A 22234-nucleotide genomic window follows, 5' to 3' on the forward strand; every position below is an offset into this window, starting at 1 on the left:
ACATTATCAGGAGAGCATTATGGCTGTTACTAATATCGCTGAACTGAACGCCCTCGTCGAGCGCGTTAAAAAAGCCCAGCGTGAATATGCCAATTTCACCCAAGAACAGGTTGATAAAATCTTCCGCGCGGCCGCACTGGCTGCTGCAGATGCTCGAATCCCTCTCGCTAAAATGGCCGTTGCCGAATCCGGCATGGGTATCGTGGAAGATAAAGTGATCAAAAACCACTTTGCTTCCGAGTATATCTACAACGCCTATAAAGATGAGAAAACCTGTGGCGTGCTGTCCGAAGACGACACCTTCGGTACCATCACCATCGCTGAACCTATCGGCATCATCTGCGGTATTGTTCCGACAACTAACCCAACGTCTACGGCTATCTTCAAATCACTGATTAGCCTGAAGACCCGTAACGCAATCATCTTCTCTCCACACCCACGTGCGAAAGACGCGACCAACAAAGCTGCGGATATCGTCCTGCAGGCGGCGATCGCTGCTGGCGCACCAAAAGATCTGATCGGCTGGATCGACCAACCTTCTGTTGAGCTCTCCAATGCGCTGATGCATCACCCGGACATTAACCTGATCCTGGCGACCGGTGGTCCTGGCATGGTTAAAGCCGCATACAGCTCAGGTAAACCAGCGATCGGTGTAGGCGCCGGTAACACCCCTGTTGTTATCGACGAAACTGCTGACATCAAACGTGCCGTTGCGTCTGTACTGATGTCTAAAACCTTCGATAACGGCGTGATCTGTGCATCTGAACAGTCTGTTGTTGTTGTTGATTCCGTGTACGACGCAGTTCGTGAACGTTTCGCCAGCCACGGCGGCTACCTGCTGCAGGGCAAAGAGCTGAAAGCAGTTCAGGACATTATTCTGAAAAATGGCGCACTGAACGCCGCTATCGTGGGTCAGCCGGCTTACAAAATTGCTGAACTCGCAGGCTTTACCGTTCCGGCAACAACCAAAATCCTGATCGGTGAAGTGAAAGTTGTTGACGAAAGCGAGCCGTTTGCACATGAAAAACTGTCTCCAACGCTTGCCATGTACCGTGCGAAAGATTTCGAAGACGCGGTAGAGAAAGCCGAGAAACTGGTTGCCATGGGCGGTATCGGTCACACGTCTTGTCTGTACACCGACCAGGACAACCAGCCAGAACGCGTTGCCCACTTCGGTCAGATGATGAAAACTGCACGTATCCTGATTAACACCCCTGCTTCTCAGGGTGGTATCGGTGACCTGTACAACTTTAAACTCGCACCTTCCCTGACTCTGGGTTGTGGTTCCTGGGGTGGTAACTCCATCTCTGAAAACGTTGGTCCAAAACACCTGATCAACAAGAAAACCGTTGCTAAGCGAGCTGAAAACATGTTGTGGCACAAACTTCCGAAATCTATCTACTTCCGCCGTGGCTCTCTGCCAATCGCGCTGGATGAAGTGATTACTGATGGCCACAAACGTGCGCTCATCGTGACTGACCGTTTCCTGTTCAACAACGGCTACGCTGACCAGATCACCTCTGTACTGAAAGCGGCTGGCGTTGAAACTGAAGTGTTCTTTGAAGTTGAAGCTGACCCTACCCTGAGCGTGGTGCGTAAAGGTGCTGAGCTGGCTAACTCCTTCAAACCAGATGTGATTATCGCACTGGGTGGTGGTTCCCCAATGGACGCCGCGAAAATCATGTGGGTCATGTACGAGCATCCTGAAACCCACTTCGAAGAACTGGCGCTGCGCTTTATGGACATCCGTAAACGTATCTACAAGTTCCCGAAAATGGGTGTAAAAGCGAAAATGATCGCGGTAACCACCACTTCCGGTACCGGTTCAGAAGTTACGCCATTCGCAGTAGTAACGGACGATGCAACAGGTCAGAAATATCCACTGGCTGACTATGCACTGACCCCAGACATGGCTATCGTTGATGCAAACCTGGTCATGGAGATGCCGAAATCACTGTGTGCGTTCGGTGGTCTGGATGCGGTAACTCACGCCCTGGAAGCTTACGTTTCTGTGCTGGCATCTGAGTTCTCTGACGGTCAGGCTCTGCAGGCGCTGAAACTGCTGAAGGAAAACCTGCCAGCGTCCTACAACGAAGGGTCTAAAAACCCGGTAGCACGTGAACGCGTTCACAGTGCAGCTACCATCGCCGGTATCGCGTTTGCGAACGCCTTCCTGGGTGTTTGCCACTCTATGGCGCACAAGCTGGGTTCTCAGTTCCACATTCCTCACGGTCTGGCGAACGCCCTGTTGATCAGCAACGTTATCCGTTATAACGCTAACGACAACCCAACCAAGCAGACTGCTTTCAGCCAGTACGACCGTCCGCAAGCGCGTCGTCGTTACGCTGAAATCGCAGACCACCTTGGTCTGAGCGCACCGGGTGACCGCACTGCTGCGAAGATTGAGAAACTGCTGGCATGGCTGGAAAGCCTGAAAGCTGAGCTGGGTATTCCAAAATCTATCCGTGAAGCAGGCGTTCAGGAAGCTGACTTCCTCGCTCACGTAGATAAGCTGTCTGAAGATGCATTCGATGACCAGTGTACTGGTGCTAACCCGCGCTACCCACTGATCTCCGAGCTGAAACAGATTCTGCTGGATACCTTCTACGGTCGTGAGTTCAAAGAAGGTGACGTTGCCGCTGTGAAAACAGAAGTTCCTGTCATCAAAGCTGACAAGAAAGCGAAGAAAAGCGCTTAATTGAAAGCAGAAGAAAAAACCCGCCTTTATGGCGGGTTTTTTTATGTCTGTATAACAAGGCTGGCGTTATTTCCTGTTGTCGTGTTGAATCGCCGTCAGCGAGCCTACAGACAACGCTTCTTTATAATGCTTACGACAGACTGAAACATAGCGTTCATTACCGCCTATAACCACCTGCTCGCCATCTGCATAAGGTTTCCCGGCCTGGTCAAGACGAAGCACCATGCTGGCTTTTCGACCGCAGAAGCAGATTGTTTTCAATTCGACAAGCTTATCCGACCAGGCAAGCAAATACTGGCTACCGGCAAAGAGCTCACCGCGGAAATCCGTACGCAGGCCGTAACACAGCACGGGAATATCGAGCTCATCGACCACCTCTGAAAGGGCATGAACCTGTTCACGCGTCAGAAACTGGCTCTCATCTACCAGAACACAGTGAATGGGCTGCAAAGCATGTTCTGTACGAATGTCCTCAAACAGATCGGTTTTCGGGTTAAACAGTCTGGCAGGCGACGAGAGCCCTATTCTGGAACTCACCTTCCCTGCGCCAAAGCGATCGTCAATTTCAGCCGTATAAACAACGGTACGCATCCCACGCTCCTGGTAATTGTACGAGGATTGCAGCAACGCGGTGGATTTCCCGGCATTCATTGCCGAATAGTAGAAATAAAGTTGTGCCATTGGCCGTAAAACCCTAATCAATGTGTAATATTCCCGATGATTCATTGTACCATAATTTGTCTGGTCATCAGCGATGTAGCACACAGAGGAAGCGTTTCAGCACGGAGTTCACAACCTTCTTTTCATGAAAATAACCCGCTAAAACATGAAGTAAACTCCTTCAGCCTGGCCAATATGTTATATGTTTAGCCAAACATAACACTGCATTTTATAGTGGAATCGCCGTTCATTAAAATTCACTATTTATTAACTATTTCAGTCTTAACATCACGGAGGGGAACTAATACAAAAGGCTGATATTTCTCCGCCGCAACTATAATTCCTGCGGTAAATGTCACAAAAAAAAGAGGCAATCGACCGGGTCCAGCCGGGTTAGCTGATAACAAACGAGACTGTTGGGTGATGAAATTTAAGTTAGCGTAATTAATAATAGCGGCATTATTTAGTATTTTTTGAATTCCTTACATTCCTGGCTATTGCACAACTGAATTTATGGCTCTATTATTAGGTCAACAAACCACCCCCCATTATAAGTTTGAGATTACTACAATGAGCGAAGCACTTAAAATTCTGAACAACATCCGTACTCTTCGTGCGCAGGCAAGAGAATGCACCCTCGAAACGCTTGAAGAAATGCTGGAAAAATTAGAAGTTGTAGTTAATGAACGTCGTGAAGAAGAAAGCGCAGCTGCTGCTGAAATCGAAGAACGTACTCGTAAACTGCAGCAATATCGTGAAATGCTGATTGCTGATGGTATCGATCCAAATGAATTGCTGAACAGCATGGCTGCAGCTAAAACTGGTACTAAAGCCAAGCGTGCTGCTCGTCCTGCTAAATATAGCTACGTTGACGAGAACGGCGAAACTAAAACCTGGACTGGCCAGGGCCGCACTCCTGCTGTTATCAAGAAAGCCATGGACGAACAAGGTAAACAGCTGGACGACTTCCTGATCAAGGATTAATCCAGCCGTATTCAGAAAAATCCCGCGTAATGCGGGATTTTTTTTAACCTAAATTTGTCGCAAACATCCCCTTACACTCTGTCATAAAGCATTATTTGGCAATTTTAATAACTGTACTTTGAGACAGGTTTTGGAAGTGTTTAGGGCATAAAAAAACCGGTGGGCAGCGCCTCACCGGTTTCGGACATATCTAACCGTGGCTTATTTCTTAATACCTACGCTCTCTTTGAGCCAGGTTTTAAATTCTTCACCAAGAGTATTGTGGCGAATACCATATTCTACGAACGCCTGCATATAACCAAGCTTATTACCGCAGTCATGGCTCTTACCTTTCATATGGTAAGCCTCAACGGTCTCTTTCTCGATCAGCATATCAATGGCATCCGTCAGCTGAATCTCATCACCCGCTCCTGGAGGCGTTTTCGCCAGCAGAGGCCAGATTTCAGCACTCAGGACATAGCGACCTACAACTGCCAGGTTTGAAGGCGCTACGTCGGCTTTAGGCTTCTCTACCACGCCAACCATTGGCACGCTTTCGCCCGGCTCAAGGTTAACGCCTTTGCAGTCAACCACACCGTATGCCGTCACGTCGTCAACAGGCTCAACCATAATCTGGCTGCTACCGGTTTCGTCGAAACGTTTGATCATCTCTGCCAGGTTATCCTGAGAAAGATCGGATTCGTATTCGTCCAGAATTACGTCAGGCAGAATTACCGCTACAGGCTCATCACCTACAACAGGATGTGCACACATCACAGCGTGGCCCAGACCTTTAGCCAGGCCCTGACGAACCTGCATAATGGTAACGTGTGGCGGGCAAATAGACTGAACTTCTTCTAACAGCTGACGCTTAACACGTTTTTCCAGCATGGCTTCAAGTTCAAAGCTTGTATCGAAATGGTTTTCGATAGAGTTTTTTGATGAATGCGTAACCAGCACAATTTCAGTGATGCCGGCTGCGATACATTCATTAACGACATACTGGATTAATGGCTTATCAACCAGAGGCAGCATCTCTTTAGGAATTGCCTTAGTTGCTGGTAACATCCTGGTCCCCAATCCCGCTACCGGGATGACGGCCTTTCTGACTTTCGAATTTAGGGCAGCCATTCAAATTCTCCTGAGCTGTTCAAGTTTTGAACTTTTATGCAATAAATAACGCGTTGAGTATATCAGCCTCGCCCCGCAGTCCGGGTCTGAAAAGAACGCGTTGCCGATCAATTAGGACAAATACGCATGAATCTGGGCAGCGATAGTAGCACTCCCCGTAAAACACAGGTAAAGCAATCTTAAAATTAAGATCCAATTGCTTATTCCGTGGACAACATTAAGCGTAGCCGTCCCCCGGCGCCCCAAATTTGGCACTGCCAGGAGGAACAGCGGTGGCTAATTTGATTAAGATACGCCGTACCCAATGTCCCAAGCGGAACACCGTTACTCACCTGAATATGATGTTCACCGGTATTCAGTGAAGCGTTGAGACCTGCTGAAACGAGGATCAGATTCTTTAAACCGCTGTGGTAATAGCCGACCAGCAGCGGGAACTGTCCGGGCAAATTAGCCTGGCGAAAAAGCTGGTTTACCTGTTTGAGCAAACTGCCTAACTCCGGCAGCCGTTGTCCCTGATGCGATAACTGTTCCTGCAGCAAACCATTAAAAAGCGCGCGAAGAAGTAACGCGGCTAATACGCCATTATCCCCTGCCCGGGTAACATCCAGAGAATAAAACGCAAGGTCGGAATCAGATAAAGGTGCGATATCCAGTACCAGTCCCGGCTGATCAGCCGCCACCAGCTGACGATAATTTACGCGGCAGTGCGAAATAGTTTGCTGTACGGGTGGCTGAAGTTCTTGCAACAGTTTCGCCGCAGCAGGAGGATCACTCACCAGGGCATCCCAGTCCTGGAAAAGACGCTCCTCTTCCTCTACCCGGGAATTAAACATATTCGGATAAAGGCACGCTAAGACCGTTTCTCGCAGCCGGTTCAGATCCTTGACCGGTTTAAGCAGAATATCCTGGACACCGAGTCGCAATGCTTTGGCGATATCCGCCATATTCTCTGTGGCAGAGATCACCAGAATCGGCGTCTGGTTGCCTTCGTTACGCAGATGTTCAACCAGCTTCAGCCCATTCATGCGCGGCATCTCAATGTCGCAAATCATTAAATCGGGCGTAATGCTGATCATTTTTTCCAGGGCGTCGATACCATCTTCAGCCAGTGAAGTGATTGCTCCCAGCGAGGATAACCACGAATCCAGTAGCGATCGGAAAACGGGCTCGTCTTCAACAATCAAAATGTGTTTTCCGGCCAATGGCTGCGTCATGGTTCCTCCCCTGGCTGACAGTAACTAAATAGTGGCATGCGATCGGCACTATCGCCTGTCAGATTTTGCTGAAGTAGTCAAAAAAAGGTGCTTAACGTGCTGTTTGCACAAAAGGCAACAATTCGTCCATTTTCTTTTCGACGGCTAACGAGCCCGCTGCGATGGCGGCCTCAGCCCGATGGAAATCAAGAGTAGAGATTTGCGGACAGTAAGGCTGAATAAGAATATCTGGCGGATCGCCTGCCATACGATTGCGCTTAAGGCGATTCTCCAGTACCTGGATTGACGTGGTCATGATTTCTATCGCCGTCGGCGCGGCAACCGAGCGTCGCGCGGCCATACGCCCGATTCTACCGCGCAGGCGCTCATGCCAGGCCAGTTTCTCGCCCTCGGCATCTTCGCTCTGGAGATTGACCGGCATGAGGTCCTGTTGCATCAGGTGGGCGTCGTGCTGCAGGTCGACGGCAATCACGATATCCGCCCCCATTGCACGGGTCAGAGAGATGGGAACCGGGTTTACAACGCCACCGTCGACAAGCCAGTAACCGTTGTGTGGGACAGGCGCCATAAGCCCCGGCATGCTGCAGGAGGCGCGCACGGCAAGATGGATATCCCCTTCGGTTAACCAGAGTTCGCGTCCCGTGCTGAGGTTCGTCGCGACGGCGCCAAAGGGCATCTGACAATCAGTGAAGTCTTCGAGAGGCATAACCTGGCGGAACTGGTTAAAGACGCGTTCGCCGCGCAACAGCCCACCACGCTGCCACGAGAGGTCCATCAGACGCAGGACGTCCCAGTAACTGAAGGAACGCACCCAGGTCTCGAGTTCCGGAAGCTTCCCGCACGCGTAGGCGGAGCCGACAAGCGATCCTATTGAACAACCTGCGACAATATCTACGTTAATGCCCATCTTGTTTAAGGCATTAATCACGCCGATGTGTGACCATCCCCGGGCTGCACCTGAGCCCAGCGCCAGTCCAATTTTAACCTTTCTCATTAGCCCTGTTTTACTTCCCCTGGATTCCTGACATAGCGTCAACGCAACAGCTCAGTTAACATAGTGCTACCCGAAGCGTTTTACGCCTTTATTATTTGTTCCAGGAAGAGAATCGTGTCTCAACTCTGCCCTTGTGGTAGCGCTCTGGAGTATAGCCTATGTTGCCAGCGATATCTGTCTGGCGATCAGGTTGCACCAGACCCGTCACACCTCATGCGTTCACGTTACACCGCTTTTGTGATCAAAGACGCAGACTACCTGATTAAAACCTGGCATCCCTCCTGCCACGCTGCCGAATTCAGACAGGACATCGAAGCCGGCTTCGCGAACACGCAGTGGCTCGGCCTTACCGTCTATGAATCCTCAACGGGCAGCAATGTTGATGAAGGTTACGTCAGCTTCGTCGCCCGCTTTACCGAGAATAATAAACCTGGAGCCATTATCGAGCGTTCCCGGTTCTTAAAGGAAAGCGGGCAGTGGTATTATATTGACGGAACGCGCCCACAGTTTGGTCGTAACGATCCCTGCCCGTGTGGTTCAGGTAAAAAATTTAAAAAGTGTTGCGGGCAGTAATGCCTGACAACCCAGACTTCGCAAATACAAACAGGATTTCCCGGCGATGCAATCATTACAACGTAAAGTTCTGCGCACCATCTGTCCCGATCAAAAAGGACTGATCGCACGAATTACCAACATTTGCTACAAACATGAACTGAATATCGTGCAGAACAACGAGTTCGTTGACCACCGTACCGGCCGCTTCTTTATGCGTACCGAACTCGAAGGTATTTTCAACGACACCACCCTGCTTGCCGATCTCGACAGCGCGCTTCCGGAAGGTTCCGTGCGCGAGCTGACCCCAGCCGGTCGACGCCGCATCGTGATCCTGGTGACCAAAGAAGCACACTGTCTGGGCGACCTGCTGATGAAAGCAAACTACGGCGGTCTGGACGTGGAAATAGCTGCCGTTATTGGCAACCATGAGACGCTGCGCACGCTGGTCGAGCGTTTTGATATTCCGTTCGAGCTGGTGAGCCACGAAGGCCATACCCGTGAAGAACACGACGATCTGATGGCGCAGGCCATTGAAGCGCATAACCCGGACTACGTGGTGCTGGCGAAATACATGCGCGTGTTAACGCCATCCTTCGTGGCGCGTTTCCCGAACAAGATCATCAACATTCACCACTCGTTCCTGCCGGCCTTTATTGGCGCGCGTCCCTACCACCAGGCCTACGAGCGCGGCGTGAAGATCATCGGTGCAACCGCGCACTACGTGAATGACAATCTGGACGAAGGTCCAATCATCATGCAGGACGTGATTCACGTGGATCACACCTACACGGCAGAGGACATGATGCGTGCAGGGCGTGACGTTGAGAAGAACGTGCTCAGTCGTGCGCTGTATCAGGTGCTGGCGCAGCGTGTCTTTGTCTACGGCAACAGAACCATCATTCTTTAATCTTTCGGAAAATGAATTGATTAGCTTTGCGCCTTTACGGATAAAAAGCAGGCAAACAGCTTCATTTACCTAAAGGAATGCTTTACAGGGGCGCCTCATTTGATATGATGCGCCCCGCTTCCAGCAGGAAGCAGGCCAGTAAAAAGCATTACCCCGTGGTGGGGTTCCCGAGCGGCCAAAGGGAGCAGACTGTAAATCTGCCGTCATCGACTTCGAAGGTTCGAATCCTTCCCCCACCACCATCTCTCAGCACGACATCAAAATTTGAATTACCCCTGGTGGGGTTCCCGAGCGGCCAAAGGGAGCAGACTGTAAATCTGCCGTCATCGACTTCGAAGGTTCGAATCCTTCCCCCACCACCATCACTTTCAAATAATCCAAAAAATCATTATAAAACTGAACCGAATCCGCCTTTGTAGGCCGGGTAAGGCGCAGCCGCCACCCGGCGACAGAAGACAGAAGCCAGAAGCCAGAAGCCTACATCGGCGGTAAACGACGCTTCACCGGCGAACTCTTCACAATCGACGTATTGCACTGGGCATGCTCCGCCAGGCCGTCCAGCAGCACATCCAGCTGCTCTATCGATCGCACCACCAGCCTAATCACAAAGCAATCTTCCCCGGTGACTTTGTCGCTCTCTATACACTCCGGCATCGCCTGAATGTATTTATCCACCTTATGCAACAACCCCGGCAAAGGACGCACGCGCACCAGCGCCTGCAGCGTATACCCCAGCGCCGCCAGATTCACCCGTGCGCCATACCCCTGAATCACACCGCGCTCTTCCAGCCTCTTCAGGCGTTCTGCCGTGCTGGGGGAAGTCAGACCGATGCGTCCGCTGAGCACCTTCAAAGACATGCGCGCATCTTCGACCAGACAGGCTAAAATTTGACGGTCGATATCATCGAGAAGGTATTCCATCGTTTTCACCTAATTTTAAAAAGCCATCATTGTATTTCACCTTATCTCATCCCTGTAAAACCCGACAGCGATTTTCGACAATAGCGTCATACAATCAGGAGGTGGATGATGCGTGATTTCCATAAAGGCGTCTGGCAAATGAGCCTGGCGATGTTAATTTCCGGCTCTATCGGTGCGTTTGTTTTACTCAGCGGTCTGCCAGTGACAGAGGTGGTGTTCTGGCGCTGTCTTATCGGGGCAATAGCGCTTTTTATTTTTATCCGGGCAAGTCAAAAGCCCTTCAGTCCCCTCACCCGCACCACGCTGCTGCTGGCCATTCTCGGCGGCGTAGCGCTCGTGGTGAACTGGCTGCTGCTCTTCGCGGCCTATGAACGGATCTCGATTGGTCTTTCGACCGTGGTCTATAACACCCAGCCGTTTATGCTGGTCCTGATGGGGATGTTTTTAGGTGAGCGCGTTAGCCTGGTGAAATGGGGCTGGCTGTTCCTCGCCTTTGGCGGCGTGGTGATCTTGCTCTCCAGCGAGCTGACCGGCGCGCACGGCAGTGAATGGCCCGCCGGAATTGGCCTGGCGATGGCCGCGGCTTTCTTCTATGCGGTCACGGCCATTATTGCCCGCAAGCTCAGATCCGTTGCGCCGCAGCATATTGCCTTTATCCAGGTGCTGACGGGCGTCGTGATGCTTTTGCCGTTTGCCAGCATGCCGTCATTTTCCGGTGATTTCCCCTGGGCGATCCTGCTGACGCTGGGCATCGTCCATACCGGCATTATGTACCAGCTGCTCTACAGCGCGATCCAGAAGCTGCCTACGCCCATTACCGGCTCCCTGTCGTTTATCTATCCGGTGGTGGCGATCGTTGTCGATAATCTGGTGTTCGGACACTCGCTGAACCTGACGCAGCTGGCGGGCGGCGCGCTAATCCTGTTTGCTGCCGCGGGTAATAATCTGGGCTGGGGCGAAAAAAAACCCCGCGAGTGCGGGGTTGGTATCAAAACGGCGAATTAGCGACGGGCACGCACAATCTGGTATTTGCGCGTCAGGTACTCCACCGGCGCGCTCCAGATATGCACCAGACGAGAGAACGGGAACAGCACAAACAGCGTCATACCCAGCACCAGGTGAACGCGGAAGATAAACGCCACGCCGTCCAGGTGCGCGGAGGCTCCGCCGTGGAAGGTCACCACGGACTGCGCCCAGCCGACCAGCTTCATCATTTCGCTCCCGTCCATATGCTGCGCCGAGAACGGAATGGTCAGCAAGCCCAGCGCGCACTGCACCATCAGCAGGGAGAGGATCAGAATATCCGCTGCGGTCGTGGTCGCACGCACGCGCGGGCTGAACAGACGACGTTTCAGCAGCAGCAGGCCCCCCACCAGAGTCATCACGCCGCAGGCACCGCCGGCGATCATCGCCATCTTCTGCTTCACCTCGATCGGTAGCCACGCTTCATACATCCAGTGCGGCGTCAGCATCCCGAGGAAGTGACCGGCAAAAATCCCCAGAATACCGATGTGGAACAGGTTAGAGCCCACATGCATCCCTTTACGATCCAGCATCTGGCTGGAGGCCGCACGCCAGGTGTACTGGCCGTAGTCGTAACGCAGCCAGCTTCCCACCAGGAACACGGTGCCCGCGATATACGGGTAAATGTCGAAGAAGAACATATTCAGGAAGTGCATTAGTGCCGTCCTCCGTTAGAGATATTCAAATATTGCGGGGCAACCGCGCCGGCAAAGCGACGCTGGTGAGCGGAGATTTCAGACTCGCCGCAGTTCTGGTCAGCAAAGAATTTCACCTGCTCTTCTTCCCAGACCGCATCCAGCGCCTGTGGGGTATCGTCGCGGGCTTCATCCGCGATTTTCTCCGCCACTTTTTCACTGTCGACCGCGGCGTTGGCCAGCTTCACCAGCAGATCGAACAGAACAGCATAGCGGCTCTCGCGCTGCTGAAGACGCGCACCGAGCAGCGCCAGGATCGGCGCGATATCCTGCAGACCGCCCAGCGCCTCTTCTTTCGGCAGCTGCGCCAGGTACTCCAGATACAGCGGGAGATGATCCGGCAGCTCGCGGCTGTCGAGCTGCAGGCCGTGCTGTTCGTACTGGGCCATCAGGTCGACCATCGCCTGACCGCGGTCACGGGACTCACCGTGAACGTGTTCAAACAGCAGCAGCGAGGTCGCACGCCCCCGGTCAAACAGCTGGCTGTAGTCCGACTGGGCATCCAGAAGGTCGCGCGCCAGCAGATCGCGGAGGAAAACACCCAGCGTCTGGGCATCGTCTTTATCCAGGTTTTCAGATGACGCGAGTGCATCAAAGAGTTCCTGCTGATGCTGCGCAAGCGCAGCATCCGGGTACTCGAGCAGACGCGAAACAATGACGAGTTCAATCATTGGTGCGGCTCCGTTTTGCTGGTCACATCCATGGCATCGATGCGGCGGCTGTTGAACAGGTTGAATTTGCTGTCTGACCCGTGGCAACCGTCGCCAAAGGTAAAGCCACAGCCATTTTTTTCCGGGAAGGCTTCACGGGCCAGCTCGCGGTGGCTGCTCGGCACCACGAAACGGTCTTCGTAGTTGGCAATCGCCAGATAGCGGTACATCTCCTGCGCCTGCGCTTCGGTCAGACCGACCTCTTCCAGCGCGCGGGTATCGGTCACACCGTCTACGGTTTCCGCACGTTTGAAGTGACGCATCGCCAGCATACGCTTCAGCGCGAGCAGTACCGGCTGGGTGTCCCCGGCGGTCAACAGGTTCGCCAGGTACTGAACCGGAATACGCAGGCTTTCCACGTCCGGCAGGATGCCGTTGCTGCCCAGTTCGCCCGCGTCAGCCGCGGACTGAATCGGCGACAGCGGCGGCACGTACCAGACCATCGGCAGGGTGCGGTATTCCGGGTGCAGCGGCAGCGCGAGCTTCCAGTCCATTGCCATTTTGTACACCGGTGACTGCTGCGCCGCGTCAATCACGCTCTGCGGCACGCCGTCCTTCAGCGCCTGCTCAATCACCTTCGGATCGTTCGGATCGAGGAAGACGTCCAGCTGACGCTGATACAGATCTTTCTCGTGCTCGGTGCTCGCGGCATTTTCAATCGCGTCCGCGTCATACAGCAGCACGCCGAGGTAGCGAATACGGCCTACGCAGCTTTCTGAGCAGACGGTCGGCATTCCGGCTTCGATACGCGGATAGCAGAAGATGCACTTCTCAGATTTACCGCTCTTCCAGTTGAAGTAGATTTTTTTGTACGGGCAGCCGGTGATGCACATACGCCAGCCGCGGCACTTGTCCTGGTCGATCAGCACGATGCCATCTTCTTCACGCTTGTAGATAGCGCCGCTCGGGCAGGTCGCCACGCACGCCGGGTTGAGGCAGTGCTCGCACAGGCGCGGCAGATACATCATGAAGGTATTTTCGAACTGGCCGTACATCGCCTTCTGCATGTTCTCGAAGTTCTGGTCTTTGGCGCGCTTCTCGAACTCGCCGCCCAGAATCTCCTCCCAGTTTGGACCGCTGGTGATCTTGTCCATGCGCTGACCGGTGATCAGCGAGCGCGGACGGGCGATCGGCTGGTGTTTGCTTTCCGGCGCGTTGTGCAGGTTCTGGTAGTCGTAGTCAAACGGCTCGTAGTAATCGTCGATGCCCGGCAGGTGCGGGTTAGCGAAGATTTTACCCAGCAGCATCGCGCGGTTACCCATGCGCGGCTGCAGCTTGCCGTTGATTTTACGGATCCAGCCGCCCTTCCACTTCTCCTGGTTTTCCCAGTCGGTCGGGAAGCCGGTGCCCGGCTTGCTTTCCACGTTGTTGAACCAGGCGTACTCCATACCTTCGCGGCTGGTCCAGACGTTTTTACAGGTGACCGAGCAGGTATGACAGCCGATGCATTTATCCAGATTCAGCACCATGCCGACTTGTGAACGAATTTTCATTTTACGCTCTCCTGTACCTGGTCATTACCTTCGCCGTCTAACCAGTTAATATTCTTCATCTTACGTACCACCACGAACTCATCGCGGTTCGATCCTACGGTGCCGTAGTAGTTAAAGCCGTAGGCCAGCTGCGCATAGCCACCGATCATGTGGGTCGGCTTCGGCGTAATGCGGGTCACGGAGTTGTGGATCCCGCCGCGCTGCTCGGTAATTTCTGACCCCGGCAGGTTAACGATACGTTCCTGCGCGTGGTACATCATGGTCATCCCGGCCGGTACGCGCTGGCTCACCACCGCACGCGCCGTCAGGGCACCGTTGCTGTTGAACACTTCGATCCAGTCGTTATCTTCGATACCCAGATCTTTGGCGTCCGTTTCGCTCATCCAGACAATCGGACCGCCGCGAGACAGGGTCAACATCAGGAGGTTGTCGCTGTAGGTGGAGTGAATGCCCCACTTCTGGTGCGGCGTCAGGAAGTTCAGCGCCTTCTCTGGGTTACCGTTCGATTTCGCGCCCATCACCGCTTTCACGGAGCGGGTGTCGATTGGCGGACGGTAAACCAGCAGGCTTTCACCGAAGTCGCGCATCCACTGGTGATCCTGATACAGCGACTGACGGCCTGACAGGGTGCGCCATGGGATCAGCTCGTGAACGTTGGTGTAGCCCGCGTTATAGGACACGTGCTCATCCTCCAGGCCAGACCAGGTCGGGCTGGAGATAATCTTGCGCGGCTGCGCCTGAATATCGCGGAAGCGGATTTTCTCTTCCTCTTTATTCGTCGCCAGGTGCGTATGGTCGCGGCCGGTGAACTCGCTCAGCGCCGCCCAGGCTTTGACGGCAACGTGGCCGTTGGTTTCCGGGGCCAGGGTCAGGATCATCTCTGCCGCATCAATCGCCGTGTTCAGCATGGGCTGGCCTTTCGCCGGACCGTCCGCTTTGGTGTAGTTGAGCTTGCGCAGCAGATCCATTTCGCTCTGGGTATTCCAGGCGATCCCCTTCCCGCCGTTACCGATTTTCTCCATCAGCGGGCCGATAGAGGTAAAGCGCTCGTAGGTTGCCGGATAGTCGCGTTCAACCGGAATAATGTGCGGCGCGGTCACGCCCGGGATCAGGTCGCATTCGCCTTTTTTCCAGTCCTTCACGTCCAGCGGCTGCGCCAGTTCGGCGGCCGAGTCGTGCTGGATTGGCAGCGTCACCACGTCGGTCTCTTTGCCGAGGTGCCCTACGCAGACTTCGGAGAATTTCTTCGCGATGTCTTTGTAGATATCCCAGTCGCTTTTCGATTCCCACGCCGGGTCAACGGCCGCAGACAGCGGATGAATAAACGGATGCATATCCGAGGTATTCATGTCGTCTTTTTCGTACCAGGTGGCGGTTGGCAGCACGATGTCGGAGTACAGACAGGTGCTGGACAGACGGAAGTCGAGCGTCACCACCAGATCCAGCTTGCCGTCGAGACCGTTATCTTTCCACTCCACCTCTTCCGGCTTCACGCCGCCCTGCTTGCCGAGATCTTTCCCCTGGATACCGTTTTCGGTACCGAGCAGGTATTTCAGCATGTACTCGTGGCCTTTACCGGACGAGCCCAGCAGGTTGGAGCGCCAGATGAACAGGTTACGCGGATGGTTTTTACCGTTCTCCGGCTGTTCTGCCGCAAAGCGGATAGAGCCATCCTTCAGGGATTTCACGGTGTAATCCACCGGTGACATGCCCGCCTGCTTCGCCGCTTCCGCAATGCGCAGCGGGTTAGTGCCCAGCTGCGGCGCCGACGGCAGCCAGCCCATGCGCTCTGCGCGCACGTTGAAGTCAATCAGGTGGCCGCTGTAGCGGGATTTATCCGCCATCGGCGACAGCAGCTCCTGCGCGGTGACCGTTTCGTAGCGCCACTGGCTGGAGTGGTTATAGAAGTAGGAGGTGCTGTTCATATGGCGTGCCGGACGCTGCCAGTCGAGGGCAAACGCCAGCGGCTGCCAGCCGGTCTGCGGACGCAGTTTTTCCTGGCCCACGTAGTGCGCCCAGCCGCCGCCGCTCTGACCAACGCAGCCGCAGAAGATCAGCATGTTGATCAGACCGCGATAGTTCATATCGAGGTGATACCAGTGGTTCAGACCCGCGCCGACGATGATCATCGAACGGCCGTGCGTTTTGTCCGCGTTTTCAGCGAACTCACGTGCGATACGGGTAATGTGCGCGCGTGGCACGCCGGTAATCTGTTCCGCCCAGGCCGGGGTGTAGGCCTTCACGTCGTCATAGCCGGTTGCGCAGTTTTCATCGCCCAGACCGCGTTCCAGACCGTAGTTCGCCATGGTCAGGTCATAAACGGTGGTGACCAGCGCGGTAGAACCGTCGGCCAGCTGCAGGCGCTTAACCGGTAGTTTGTGCATCAGAACGTTTTTCAGTTCAACCTTGTTGAAGTGCTCTGAACCTTCACCGCCGAAGTACGGGAACCCGACCTCGGCGATCTCGTCCTGGCTACCCAGCATGCTCAGGCGCAGCTCCGTCTCTTCGCCGGTGGTGCCGTTGCGTTGCTCAAGGTTCCACTTGCCCTTCTCGCCCCAGCGGAAGCCGATAGAGCCGTTTGGCGCCACCAGCTCGCCGTTGCTGTTATACGCAACGGTTTTCCACTCAGGGTTATTTTCCTGGCCCAGCGAATCCACCAGATCGGCGGCGCGCAGCGTGCGGCCAGCGGCATAGTAGCCCTCCCGCTCTTCCAGCATGACCAGCATCGGCATGTCGGTGTAGCGGCGAACGTAGTCGGTGAAGTACTGGCTTGGCTTATCAAGATGGAATTCACGCAGCATGACGTGGCCCATCGCCATCGCCATCGCCGCGTCGGTACCCTGTTTCGGCGCCAGCCACAGATCGCAAAGCTTGGCGATTTCCGCGTAGTCAGGGGTGACCGCCACGGTTTTGGTGCCTTTGTAACGGACTTCGGTAAAGAAGTGCGCGTCCGGCGTACGGGTCTGAGGTACGTTTGAGCCCCAGGCGATGATGTAGCTGGAGTTGTACCAGTCCGCGGACTCCGGCACGTCGGTCTGCTCGCCCCAGGTCTGCGGAGACGCAGGCGGCAGGTCGCAGTACCAGTCGTAGAAGCTCAGGCAGGTACCGCCGATTAGAGACAGATAGCGCGCCCCGGAAGCGTAAGAGACCATCGACATCGCCGGGATAGGCGAGAAGCCCGCCACGCGGTCAGGACCGTAGGTTTTAACGGTGTAGACGTTGGAGGCGGCAATCAGCTCGTTTACCTCTTTCCACGAGGAGCGAACGAAACCGCCGCGACCGCGAGCCTGCTTGAAGCTTTTTGCTTTGTCAGCGTCTTCGATGATGGACGCCCAGGCATCCACCGGATCGCTGTGCTGCACTTTCGCCTCACGCCACATTTTCATCAGGCGCTTGCGCATCAGAGGATATTTCAGACGGTTAGCGCTGTAGAGATACCAGGAGTAGCTGGCACCGCGCGGGCAGCCGCGCGGTTCGTGGTTTGGCATATCCGGGCGGGTGCGCGGATAGTCGGTCTGCTGCATTTCCCAGGTCACCAGACCGTTTTTAACGAAAATCTTCCAGCTGCATGAGCCGGTACAGTTCACGCCGTGGGTCGAACGGACGACTTTGTCATGCTGCCAGCGCTGGCGGTAACCGTCTTCCCAGTCCCGGTTGGTATCCAGAACCTGGCCGTGCCCATCGGCAAAAGTTTCACCCTTCTGTTTGAAGTAGCGAAACCGGTCCAAAAATTTGCTCATCGGGTATCTCCTGTGTGGAGCCTGTGGCTCTCTAAATCGACATTGCTGATTTGCAGCGAAGGTAACGCCCTGAAAGAGGGGGAGAATTGATAACGATCAAGACGAGGAGGGACTTTCAGGCGAGGGGTTACACCAAATACCACCAAAGCGGTATCTTCAAAAATTTCATATCATCATGAAATATAGAGTTATTTTTATTTTATCGTACAAAAAGCCAGTCAAAATTTAACATCTCAGGTATTAAGGGGTAGAGCCACCTGCAAAGCGATGGCGATCGCAGTGTCACCGCAGGCGTCTGCCGTAAAAGCCGTAAGCATGTTGTAACTATTATGCTGGCAAAAAAAACGCGGCCCGAAGGCCGCGTAAACGGATAATCACACTTACTTATTTTTCTTGGTATTTCGGCCATATACCAGCCACGTAATCACAACGCAGGCGATATAGAAGACGAGGAAGACTTTCATGGCACCAGCCGGAGAGCCGGTCAGGTCCAGAGAGATACCGAACGCTTTCGGGATAAAGAAGCCGCCAATCGCGCCGATGGCAGAGATAAAGCCCAGCGCCGCGGCCGTATCCGTCGCCGCTTCGCGCATGGCCTGCTCTTCGCTTCCGCCCTGCGCCTTCACGCGATCCATCGTCAGCTTACGGAAGATCACGGAGATCATCTGGAAGGTAGACGCGCTCCCCAGCCCGGCCGTCAGGAACAGCACCATAAACACGCCGAAGAAGGCGATGAAGTTACCGCCCTGCCCGTCGACGGGTAGAGTGAGGAACAGCAGCGCGCAGAAGACCGCCATCACGACGAAGTTCACCAGCGTCACGCGGGTACCGCCGAGACGGTCAGAGACCATGCCGCCCAGCGAACGCGCCAGGGCACCGATAAACGGTCCGAAGAAGGCAAAGTGCAGGATCTGAATCTCCGGGAACTGCGTTTTCGACAGCATCGCGAAGCCCGCAGAGAAGCCGATAAACGAACCGAAGGTGGCCAGATACAGCAGCGCCATCACCCAGAGGTGTCCACGCTTCAGCACCGGCAGCTGTTCGCTCAGCGACGCCTTCGACGCGGACAGGTCGTTCATAAAGAACCAAGCGGCGAGGGTGAAGACCACCAGGAAAGGTACCCAGATCCAGGCGGCGTTTTGCAGATAGAGGGAAGAACCATCCGCCTGCTCAACGCCACCGCCGCCAAAGGCCGCGAAAATAGAAACAGAGATCGCCAGCGGGGCAATCAGCTGCATCACGCTGACGCCCATATTCCCCAGGCCGCCGTTAATGCCCAGCGCACCGCCCTGCTTCGCTTTCGGGAAGAAGAAGCTGATGTTCGCCATGCTGGAGGCGAAGTTCGCACCCGCAAAACCGCACAGCAGGGAAATAATCACGAACACGCTGAACGGCGTTGAGGTATCCTGCACCGCGAAGCCGAGCCAGACGCAGGGGACGATCATGATGCCCGTACTGAACGCCGTCCAGCGACGACCGCCAAACACCGGCACCATAAACGCGTAAGGCACACGCAGCAGCGCGCCTGACAGCGACGGCAGCGCGGTCAGCATGAACAGCTGATCGGTCGTAAACGTAAACCCGACTTTGGGCAGGTTGACCGCCACCGCGCTAAACAACATCCATACGCAAAACGCTAATAACAAACACGGCACGGAAATCCACAGATTCCGGCTGGCTACACGATGGCCGCGCTGTTGCCAGAACGCCGGATCCTCTGGACGCCAGTCTGTAATAACGGCACCATTTTCCCTTTCGGGAGCGGATGAGTGACTCATAGACACCTCTGATTCTCGAATGATGCTGCAAACATTAGGGTTTTAGGGCGGCGGTAAGTTGATATAAATCAAAGGAAAAGTGGGAGGTTTTGCGGCGCAAAATAAGGCCTCACCCTTAGTGAGTAGGCTAATTCGGTAAAAAAGACGTGGTTTTTCACGGCACTGACGGTTCCTGGCTACCCCCACCTCCTTCCCCCTACTCCGTTGGCAATTTAGGGGTAATCCTTTATTGGTATGGGTATACTCCAGGGTATGCACCAGAATAGCGCCATTCCTGCAAGCAGGCCACGTCAGGAGCACGCCACCTCTATGTTAAAAAGATGTTTATCTCCGCTGACGCTCGTGAATCAGCTAGCCCTTATCGTTTTGCTGTCCACCGCCATCGGCGTGACCGGCATGGCGATCTCCGGCTGGCTGGTACAGGGAGTACAGGGTAATGCGCATGCCATCAACGAGGCAGGCTCGCTACGCATGCAGAGTTATCGCCTGCTGGCGTCGGTTCCCCTGACGCAGGACGATCGGCCCCTGATTGATGAAATGGAGCGCACGGTCTTCAGCCCCGAACTGGAAAACGCCGCCATCCGCGCCGGTCAGCAATATCAGCTTAAAGCCCTTCAGGGCTACTGGCACACCCAGCTGGAGCCCGGGCTGAAACAGGCGCGCAGCACCGAAACCGTTGCGCAGGACGTGGCGGGGTTCGTCTCACGCATCGATGCGCTGGTCTCCTCTTTCGACCAAACCACCGAACTCCGCATCGATCGGGTGGTGATGGTGCACCGCGCCATGGCGCTGTTTATGGGGCTGCTGCTGATCTTCACCATCGTCTGGCTTCGTGCGCGGCTGCTGAACCCGTGGAAACAGCTGCTGGCAATGGCCCGCGCGGTGACCGCACGCGATTTTACCCAGCGCACGCACATCAGCGGGCGCAACGAGATGGCCATGCTCGGTCAGGCGCTCAACACCATGTCGGCAGAACTCTCCGAGAGCTACGCGGTGCTGGAACAGCGCGTTCAGGAAAAAACGGCCGGACTGGAGCAGAAAAACGAGATCCTCTCCTTCCTGTGGCAGGCCAACCGTCGTCTGCACATGCAGGTGCCGCTATGCGAACGCCTCTCTCCGGTGCTGAACGGCCTGCAAAATCTGACCCTCCTTCACGACCTTGAGCTGCGCGTCTACGACGTGGAAGACGAAGATAACCATCAGGAATTTACCTGCCAGTCGGATATATCCTGCGATGACAAAGGCTGCCATCTTTGCCCTCGCGGCCTGCCGCCGCTGACGTCCGGCGGCACCACCCTGAAGTGGCGCCTGACCGACAGCCACACCCAGTACGGTATTCTGCTGGCAACGCTGCCAGCCGGGCGTCATCTGAGCCACGACCAGCAGCAGCTGGTTGATACGCTGGTCGAACAGCTAACGGCCACGCTGGCGCTCGACAGGCATCAGGAAAAGCAGCAGCAGCTGATCGTCATGGAAGAGCGCGCGACTATTGCCCGCGAGCTTCACGACTCTATCGCCCAGTCGCTCTCCTGTATGAAAATGCAGGTGAGCTGCCTGCAGATGCAGGATGCGGAGATGCCCGAAAGCAATAAGCAGCTGCTCAGCCAGATCCGCAACGAGCTGAACACCTCCTGGATACAGCTTCGCGAGCTGCTGACCACCTTCCGTCTGCAGCTGACCGAGCCGGGCCTACGCCCGGCGCTGGAGTCCAGCTGCCACGAATTTAGCGCCCGGCTGGGGTTCCCTGTGAAGCTGGACTACCAGCTGCCGCCGCGGTTTGTCCCCTCCCACCAGGCCATACATGTACTGCAGATCGCCCGTGAAGCGCTGAGCAACGTGCTCAAGCATTCCGGCGCGACGGCGGTAACGGTCACCGTCAGCCAGCACAGCAATCAGGTGAAGCTCACGGTTCACGACAACGGCCGCGGCGTGCCGGAAAATGCCGAACGCACTAACCACTATGGTTTAATTATTATGCGAGACCGCGCCCAAAGCCTGCGCGGTGATTGCCAGGTTCGCCGGAGAGAGACGGGTGGCACGGAAGTTGTCGTCACCTTTATTCCCGAGAAACCGCTTACAACTGCTCAAGGAGAAACCCATGACTAATCAGGAACCGGCATCCATCCTGTTGATCGACGACCATCCGATGCTGCGTACTGGCGTGAAACAGCTGGTCAGCATGGCGCCCGATATCACCGTGGTTGGCGAAGCCAGCAACGGTGAACAGGGCATTGAGCTTGCCGAATCCCTCGATCCCGATCTGATCCTGCTGGATCTGAATATGCCCGGCATGAACGGTCTGGAAACCCTCGACAAGCTGCGGGAAAAATCGCTTTCCGGGCGCATCGTCGTCTTTAGCGTGTCGAACCATGAAGAGGATGTGGTCACGGCGCTGAAGCGCGGGGCGGATGGTTATCTGCTCAAGGATATGGAGCCGGAAGACTTGCTTAAGGCGCTGCAGCAGGCCGCGGCGGGCGAGATGGTTCTCAGCGAAGCCTTAACGCCGGTGCTGGCCGCCAGCCTGCGCGCCAATCGCGCCACCTCTGACCGCGACGTCAGCCAGTTAACCCCGCGCGAGCGCGATATTCTCAAACTCATTGCCCAGGGGCTGCCGAACAAAATGATCGCCCGCCGCCTGGACATCACCGAAAGCACGGTCAAAGTGCACGTGAAGCATATGCTGAAGAAAATGAAGCTCAAATCCCGCGTTGAAGCCGCGGTGTGGGTGCATCAGGAACGCATTTTTTAAGGA

The 22234-nt window shown here is 55.0% G+C and carries 17 protein-coding genes and 2 tRNA genes; 9 read left to right on the forward strand and 10 right to left on the reverse strand.

Annotated elements, in window-relative coordinates; translation table 11 throughout:
* Positions 1 to 19: 19 nt before the first annotated feature.
* Positions 20 to 2698, forward strand: a complete 2679-nt coding sequence (adhE, locus tag HB664_RS15470; RefSeq protein ID WP_023312099.1) for a bifunctional acetaldehyde-CoA/alcohol dehydrogenase — start codon at positions 20 to 22, stop codon at positions 2696 to 2698.
* Positions 2699 to 2764: 66 nt separating this feature from the next.
* Here the strand turns inward: adhE and tdk are convergent, their stop codons facing one another.
* The gene (gene tdk / locus HB664_RS15475) at positions 2765 to 3379 is read right to left on the reverse strand and encodes a thymidine kinase (RefSeq protein ID WP_045355905.1); all 615 of its coding nucleotides are present in this window, start codon (positions 3377 to 3379) and stop codon (positions 2765 to 2767) included.
* 549 nt (positions 3380 to 3928) lie between these two features.
* Between tdk and hns the strand changes: the two genes are divergently transcribed.
* Positions 3929 to 4342, forward strand: a complete 414-nt coding sequence (hns, locus tag HB664_RS15480) for a histone-like nucleoid-structuring protein H-NS (RefSeq protein ID WP_008502781.1) — start codon at positions 3929 to 3931, stop codon at positions 4340 to 4342.
* 201 nt (positions 4343 to 4543) lie between these two features.
* Here the strand turns inward: hns and galU are convergent, their stop codons facing one another.
* From galU to rssA, 3 genes are all read right to left on the reverse strand, one after another.
* Positions 4544 to 5452, reverse strand: a complete 909-nt coding sequence (gene galU / locus HB664_RS15485) for a UTP--glucose-1-phosphate uridylyltransferase GalU (RefSeq protein ID WP_033145759.1) — start codon at positions 5450 to 5452, stop codon at positions 4544 to 4546.
* A gap of 200 nt (positions 5453 to 5652) precedes the next feature.
* Positions 5653 to 6666 (reverse strand): two-component system response regulator RssB, encoded by a 1014-nt coding sequence (gene rssB / locus HB664_RS15490; protein ID WP_033145760.1) that lies wholly within the window; start codon positions 6664 to 6666, stop codon positions 5653 to 5655.
* A gap of 91 nt (positions 6667 to 6757) precedes the next feature.
* Positions 6758 to 7660: a patatin-like phospholipase RssA gene (gene rssA / locus HB664_RS15495; protein ID WP_023312102.1), complete on the reverse strand. Its 903-nt coding sequence runs from the start codon at positions 7658 to 7660 to the stop codon at positions 6758 to 6760.
* 114 nt (positions 7661 to 7774) lie between these two features.
* Between rssA and HB664_RS15500 the strand changes: the two genes are divergently transcribed.
* The 4 genes from HB664_RS15500 to HB664_RS15515 all read left to right on the forward strand — a co-directional run bounded on the left by HB664_RS15500 (position 7775) and on the right by HB664_RS15515 (position 9484).
* On the forward strand, positions 7775 to 8233 hold the full coding sequence (locus HB664_RS15500; RefSeq protein ID WP_219939757.1) for a YchJ family protein: 459 nt from the start codon (positions 7775 to 7777) through the stop codon (positions 8231 to 8233).
* A 46-nt stretch (positions 8234 to 8279) separates the two neighbouring features.
* Positions 8280 to 9122 (forward strand): formyltetrahydrofolate deformylase, encoded by an 843-nt coding sequence (gene purU / locus HB664_RS15505; protein WP_023312104.1) that lies wholly within the window; start codon positions 8280 to 8282, stop codon positions 9120 to 9122.
* A 157-nt stretch (positions 9123 to 9279) separates the two neighbouring features.
* A tRNA-Tyr gene (locus tag HB664_RS15510) sits at positions 9280 to 9364 on the forward strand.
* A 35-nt stretch (positions 9365 to 9399) separates the two neighbouring features.
* Positions 9400 to 9484 (forward strand) — tRNA-Tyr (locus HB664_RS15515).
* A gap of 115 nt (positions 9485 to 9599) precedes the next feature.
* Here HB664_RS15515 and HB664_RS15520 read toward each other — a convergent pair.
* Positions 9600 to 10043, reverse strand: coding sequence for an Lrp/AsnC family transcriptional regulator (locus HB664_RS15520; protein ID WP_029740417.1), 444 nt, complete (start codon positions 10041 to 10043; stop codon positions 9600 to 9602).
* Between the two features lie 108 nt (positions 10044 to 10151).
* Between HB664_RS15520 and HB664_RS15525 the strand changes: the two genes are divergently transcribed.
* Positions 10152 to 11048, forward strand: coding sequence for a DMT family transporter (locus HB664_RS15525; protein WP_219940838.1), 897 nt, complete (start codon positions 10152 to 10154; stop codon positions 11046 to 11048).
* Here HB664_RS15525 and narI read toward each other — a convergent pair.
* The 5 genes from narI to HB664_RS15550 form a co-directional block, all read right to left on the reverse strand.
* Positions 11045 to 11722 carry a respiratory nitrate reductase subunit gamma gene (gene narI / locus HB664_RS15530; protein WP_023312107.1) on the reverse strand — a complete coding sequence of 226 codons (678 nt, stop codon included), beginning with the start codon at positions 11720 to 11722 and terminating at the stop codon, positions 11045 to 11047. The genes HB664_RS15525 and narI overlap by 4 nt on opposite strands.
* The gene (gene narJ / locus HB664_RS15535) at positions 11722 to 12432 is read right to left on the reverse strand and encodes a nitrate reductase molybdenum cofactor assembly chaperone (RefSeq protein ID WP_033145763.1); all 711 of its coding nucleotides are present in this window, start codon (positions 12430 to 12432) and stop codon (positions 11722 to 11724) included. Before narJ ends, narI begins: the two co-directional genes overlap by 1 nt.
* Positions 12429 to 13964 carry a nitrate reductase subunit beta gene (gene narH / locus HB664_RS15540; protein ID WP_023312109.1) on the reverse strand — a complete coding sequence of 512 codons (1536 nt, stop codon included), beginning with the start codon at positions 13962 to 13964 and terminating at the stop codon, positions 12429 to 12431. Before narH ends, narJ begins: the two co-directional genes overlap by 4 nt.
* On the reverse strand, positions 13961 to 17704 hold the full coding sequence (locus HB664_RS15545; protein ID WP_039263581.1) for a nitrate reductase subunit alpha: 3744 nt from the start codon (positions 17702 to 17704) through the stop codon (positions 13961 to 13963). Before HB664_RS15545 ends, narH begins: the two co-directional genes overlap by 4 nt.
* A gap of 380 nt (positions 17705 to 18084) precedes the next feature.
* A complete protein-coding gene (locus HB664_RS15550; RefSeq protein WP_033145765.1) occupies positions 18085 to 19482 on the reverse strand; it encodes a NarK family nitrate/nitrite MFS transporter in 1398 nt (465 codons plus the stop codon).
* Positions 19483 to 19791: 309 nt separating this feature from the next.
* Between HB664_RS15550 and narX the strand changes: the two genes are divergently transcribed.
* Positions 19792 to 21588 carry a nitrate/nitrite two-component system sensor histidine kinase NarX gene (gene narX / locus HB664_RS15555; RefSeq protein ID WP_219939758.1) on the forward strand — a complete coding sequence of 599 codons (1797 nt, stop codon included), beginning with the start codon at positions 19792 to 19794 and terminating at the stop codon, positions 21586 to 21588.
* Positions 21581 to 22231 (forward strand): two-component system response regulator NarL, encoded by a 651-nt coding sequence (gene narL / locus HB664_RS15560; RefSeq protein ID WP_008499531.1) that lies wholly within the window; start codon positions 21581 to 21583, stop codon positions 22229 to 22231. The genes narX and narL overlap by 8 nt, the downstream gene beginning before the upstream one ends.
* Positions 22232 to 22234: the final 3 nt, after the last annotated feature.

The sequence above is a fragment of the Enterobacter sp. DNB-S2 genome, assembly GCF_019443845.1.
Lineage (GTDB): Bacteria > Pseudomonadota > Gammaproteobacteria > Enterobacterales > Enterobacteriaceae > Enterobacter > Enterobacter asburiae_B.

What these genes read in the sequence shown, in the direction of transcription:
- narJ (WP_033145763.1), bottom strand. Translation starts at nt 12,432, where the DNA reads ATGATTGAACTCGTCATTGTTTCGCGTCTGCTCGAGTACCCGGATGCT.
- rssB (WP_033145760.1), bottom strand. Translation starts at nt 6,666, where the DNA reads ATGACGCAGCCATTGGCCGGAAAACACATTTTGATTGTTGAAGACGAG.
- hns (WP_008502781.1), top strand. Translation starts at nt 3,929, where the DNA reads ATGAGCGAAGCACTTAAAATTCTGAACAACATCCGTACTCTTCGTGCG.
- HB664_RS15545 (WP_039263581.1), bottom strand. Translation starts at nt 17,704, where the DNA reads ATGAGCAAATTTTTGGACCGGTTTCGCTACTTCAAACAGAAGGGTGAA.
- narX (WP_219939758.1), top strand. Translation starts at nt 19,792, where the DNA reads ATGTTAAAAAGATGTTTATCTCCGCTGACGCTCGTGAATCAGCTAGCC.
- HB664_RS15520 (WP_029740417.1), bottom strand. Translation starts at nt 10,043, where the DNA reads ATGGAATACCTTCTCGATGATATCGACCGTCAAATTTTAGCCTGTCTG.
- purU (WP_023312104.1), top strand. Translation starts at nt 8,280, where the DNA reads ATGCAATCATTACAACGTAAAGTTCTGCGCACCATCTGTCCCGATCAA.
- HB664_RS15550 (WP_033145765.1), bottom strand. Translation starts at nt 19,482, where the DNA reads ATGAGTCACTCATCCGCTCCCGAAAGGGAAAATGGTGCCGTTATTACA.
- rssA (WP_023312102.1), bottom strand. Translation starts at nt 7,660, where the DNA reads ATGAGAAAGGTTAAAATTGGACTGGCGCTGGGCTCAGGTGCAGCCCGG.
- narL (WP_008499531.1), top strand. Translation starts at nt 21,581, where the DNA reads ATGACTAATCAGGAACCGGCATCCATCCTGTTGATCGACGACCATCCG.
- narI (WP_023312107.1), bottom strand. Translation starts at nt 11,722, where the DNA reads ATGCACTTCCTGAATATGTTCTTCTTCGACATTTACCCGTATATCGCG.
- HB664_RS15525 (WP_219940838.1), top strand. Translation starts at nt 10,152, where the DNA reads ATGCGTGATTTCCATAAAGGCGTCTGGCAAATGAGCCTGGCGATGTTA.
- tdk (WP_045355905.1), bottom strand. Translation starts at nt 3,379, where the DNA reads ATGGCACAACTTTATTTCTACTATTCGGCAATGAATGCCGGGAAATCC.
- galU (WP_033145759.1), bottom strand. Translation starts at nt 5,452, where the DNA reads ATGGCTGCCCTAAATTCGAAAGTCAGAAAGGCCGTCATCCCGGTAGCG.
- adhE (WP_023312099.1), top strand. Translation starts at nt 20, where the DNA reads ATGGCTGTTACTAATATCGCTGAACTGAACGCCCTCGTCGAGCGCGTT.
- narH (WP_023312109.1), bottom strand. Translation starts at nt 13,964, where the DNA reads ATGAAAATTCGTTCACAAGTCGGCATGGTGCTGAATCTGGATAAATGC.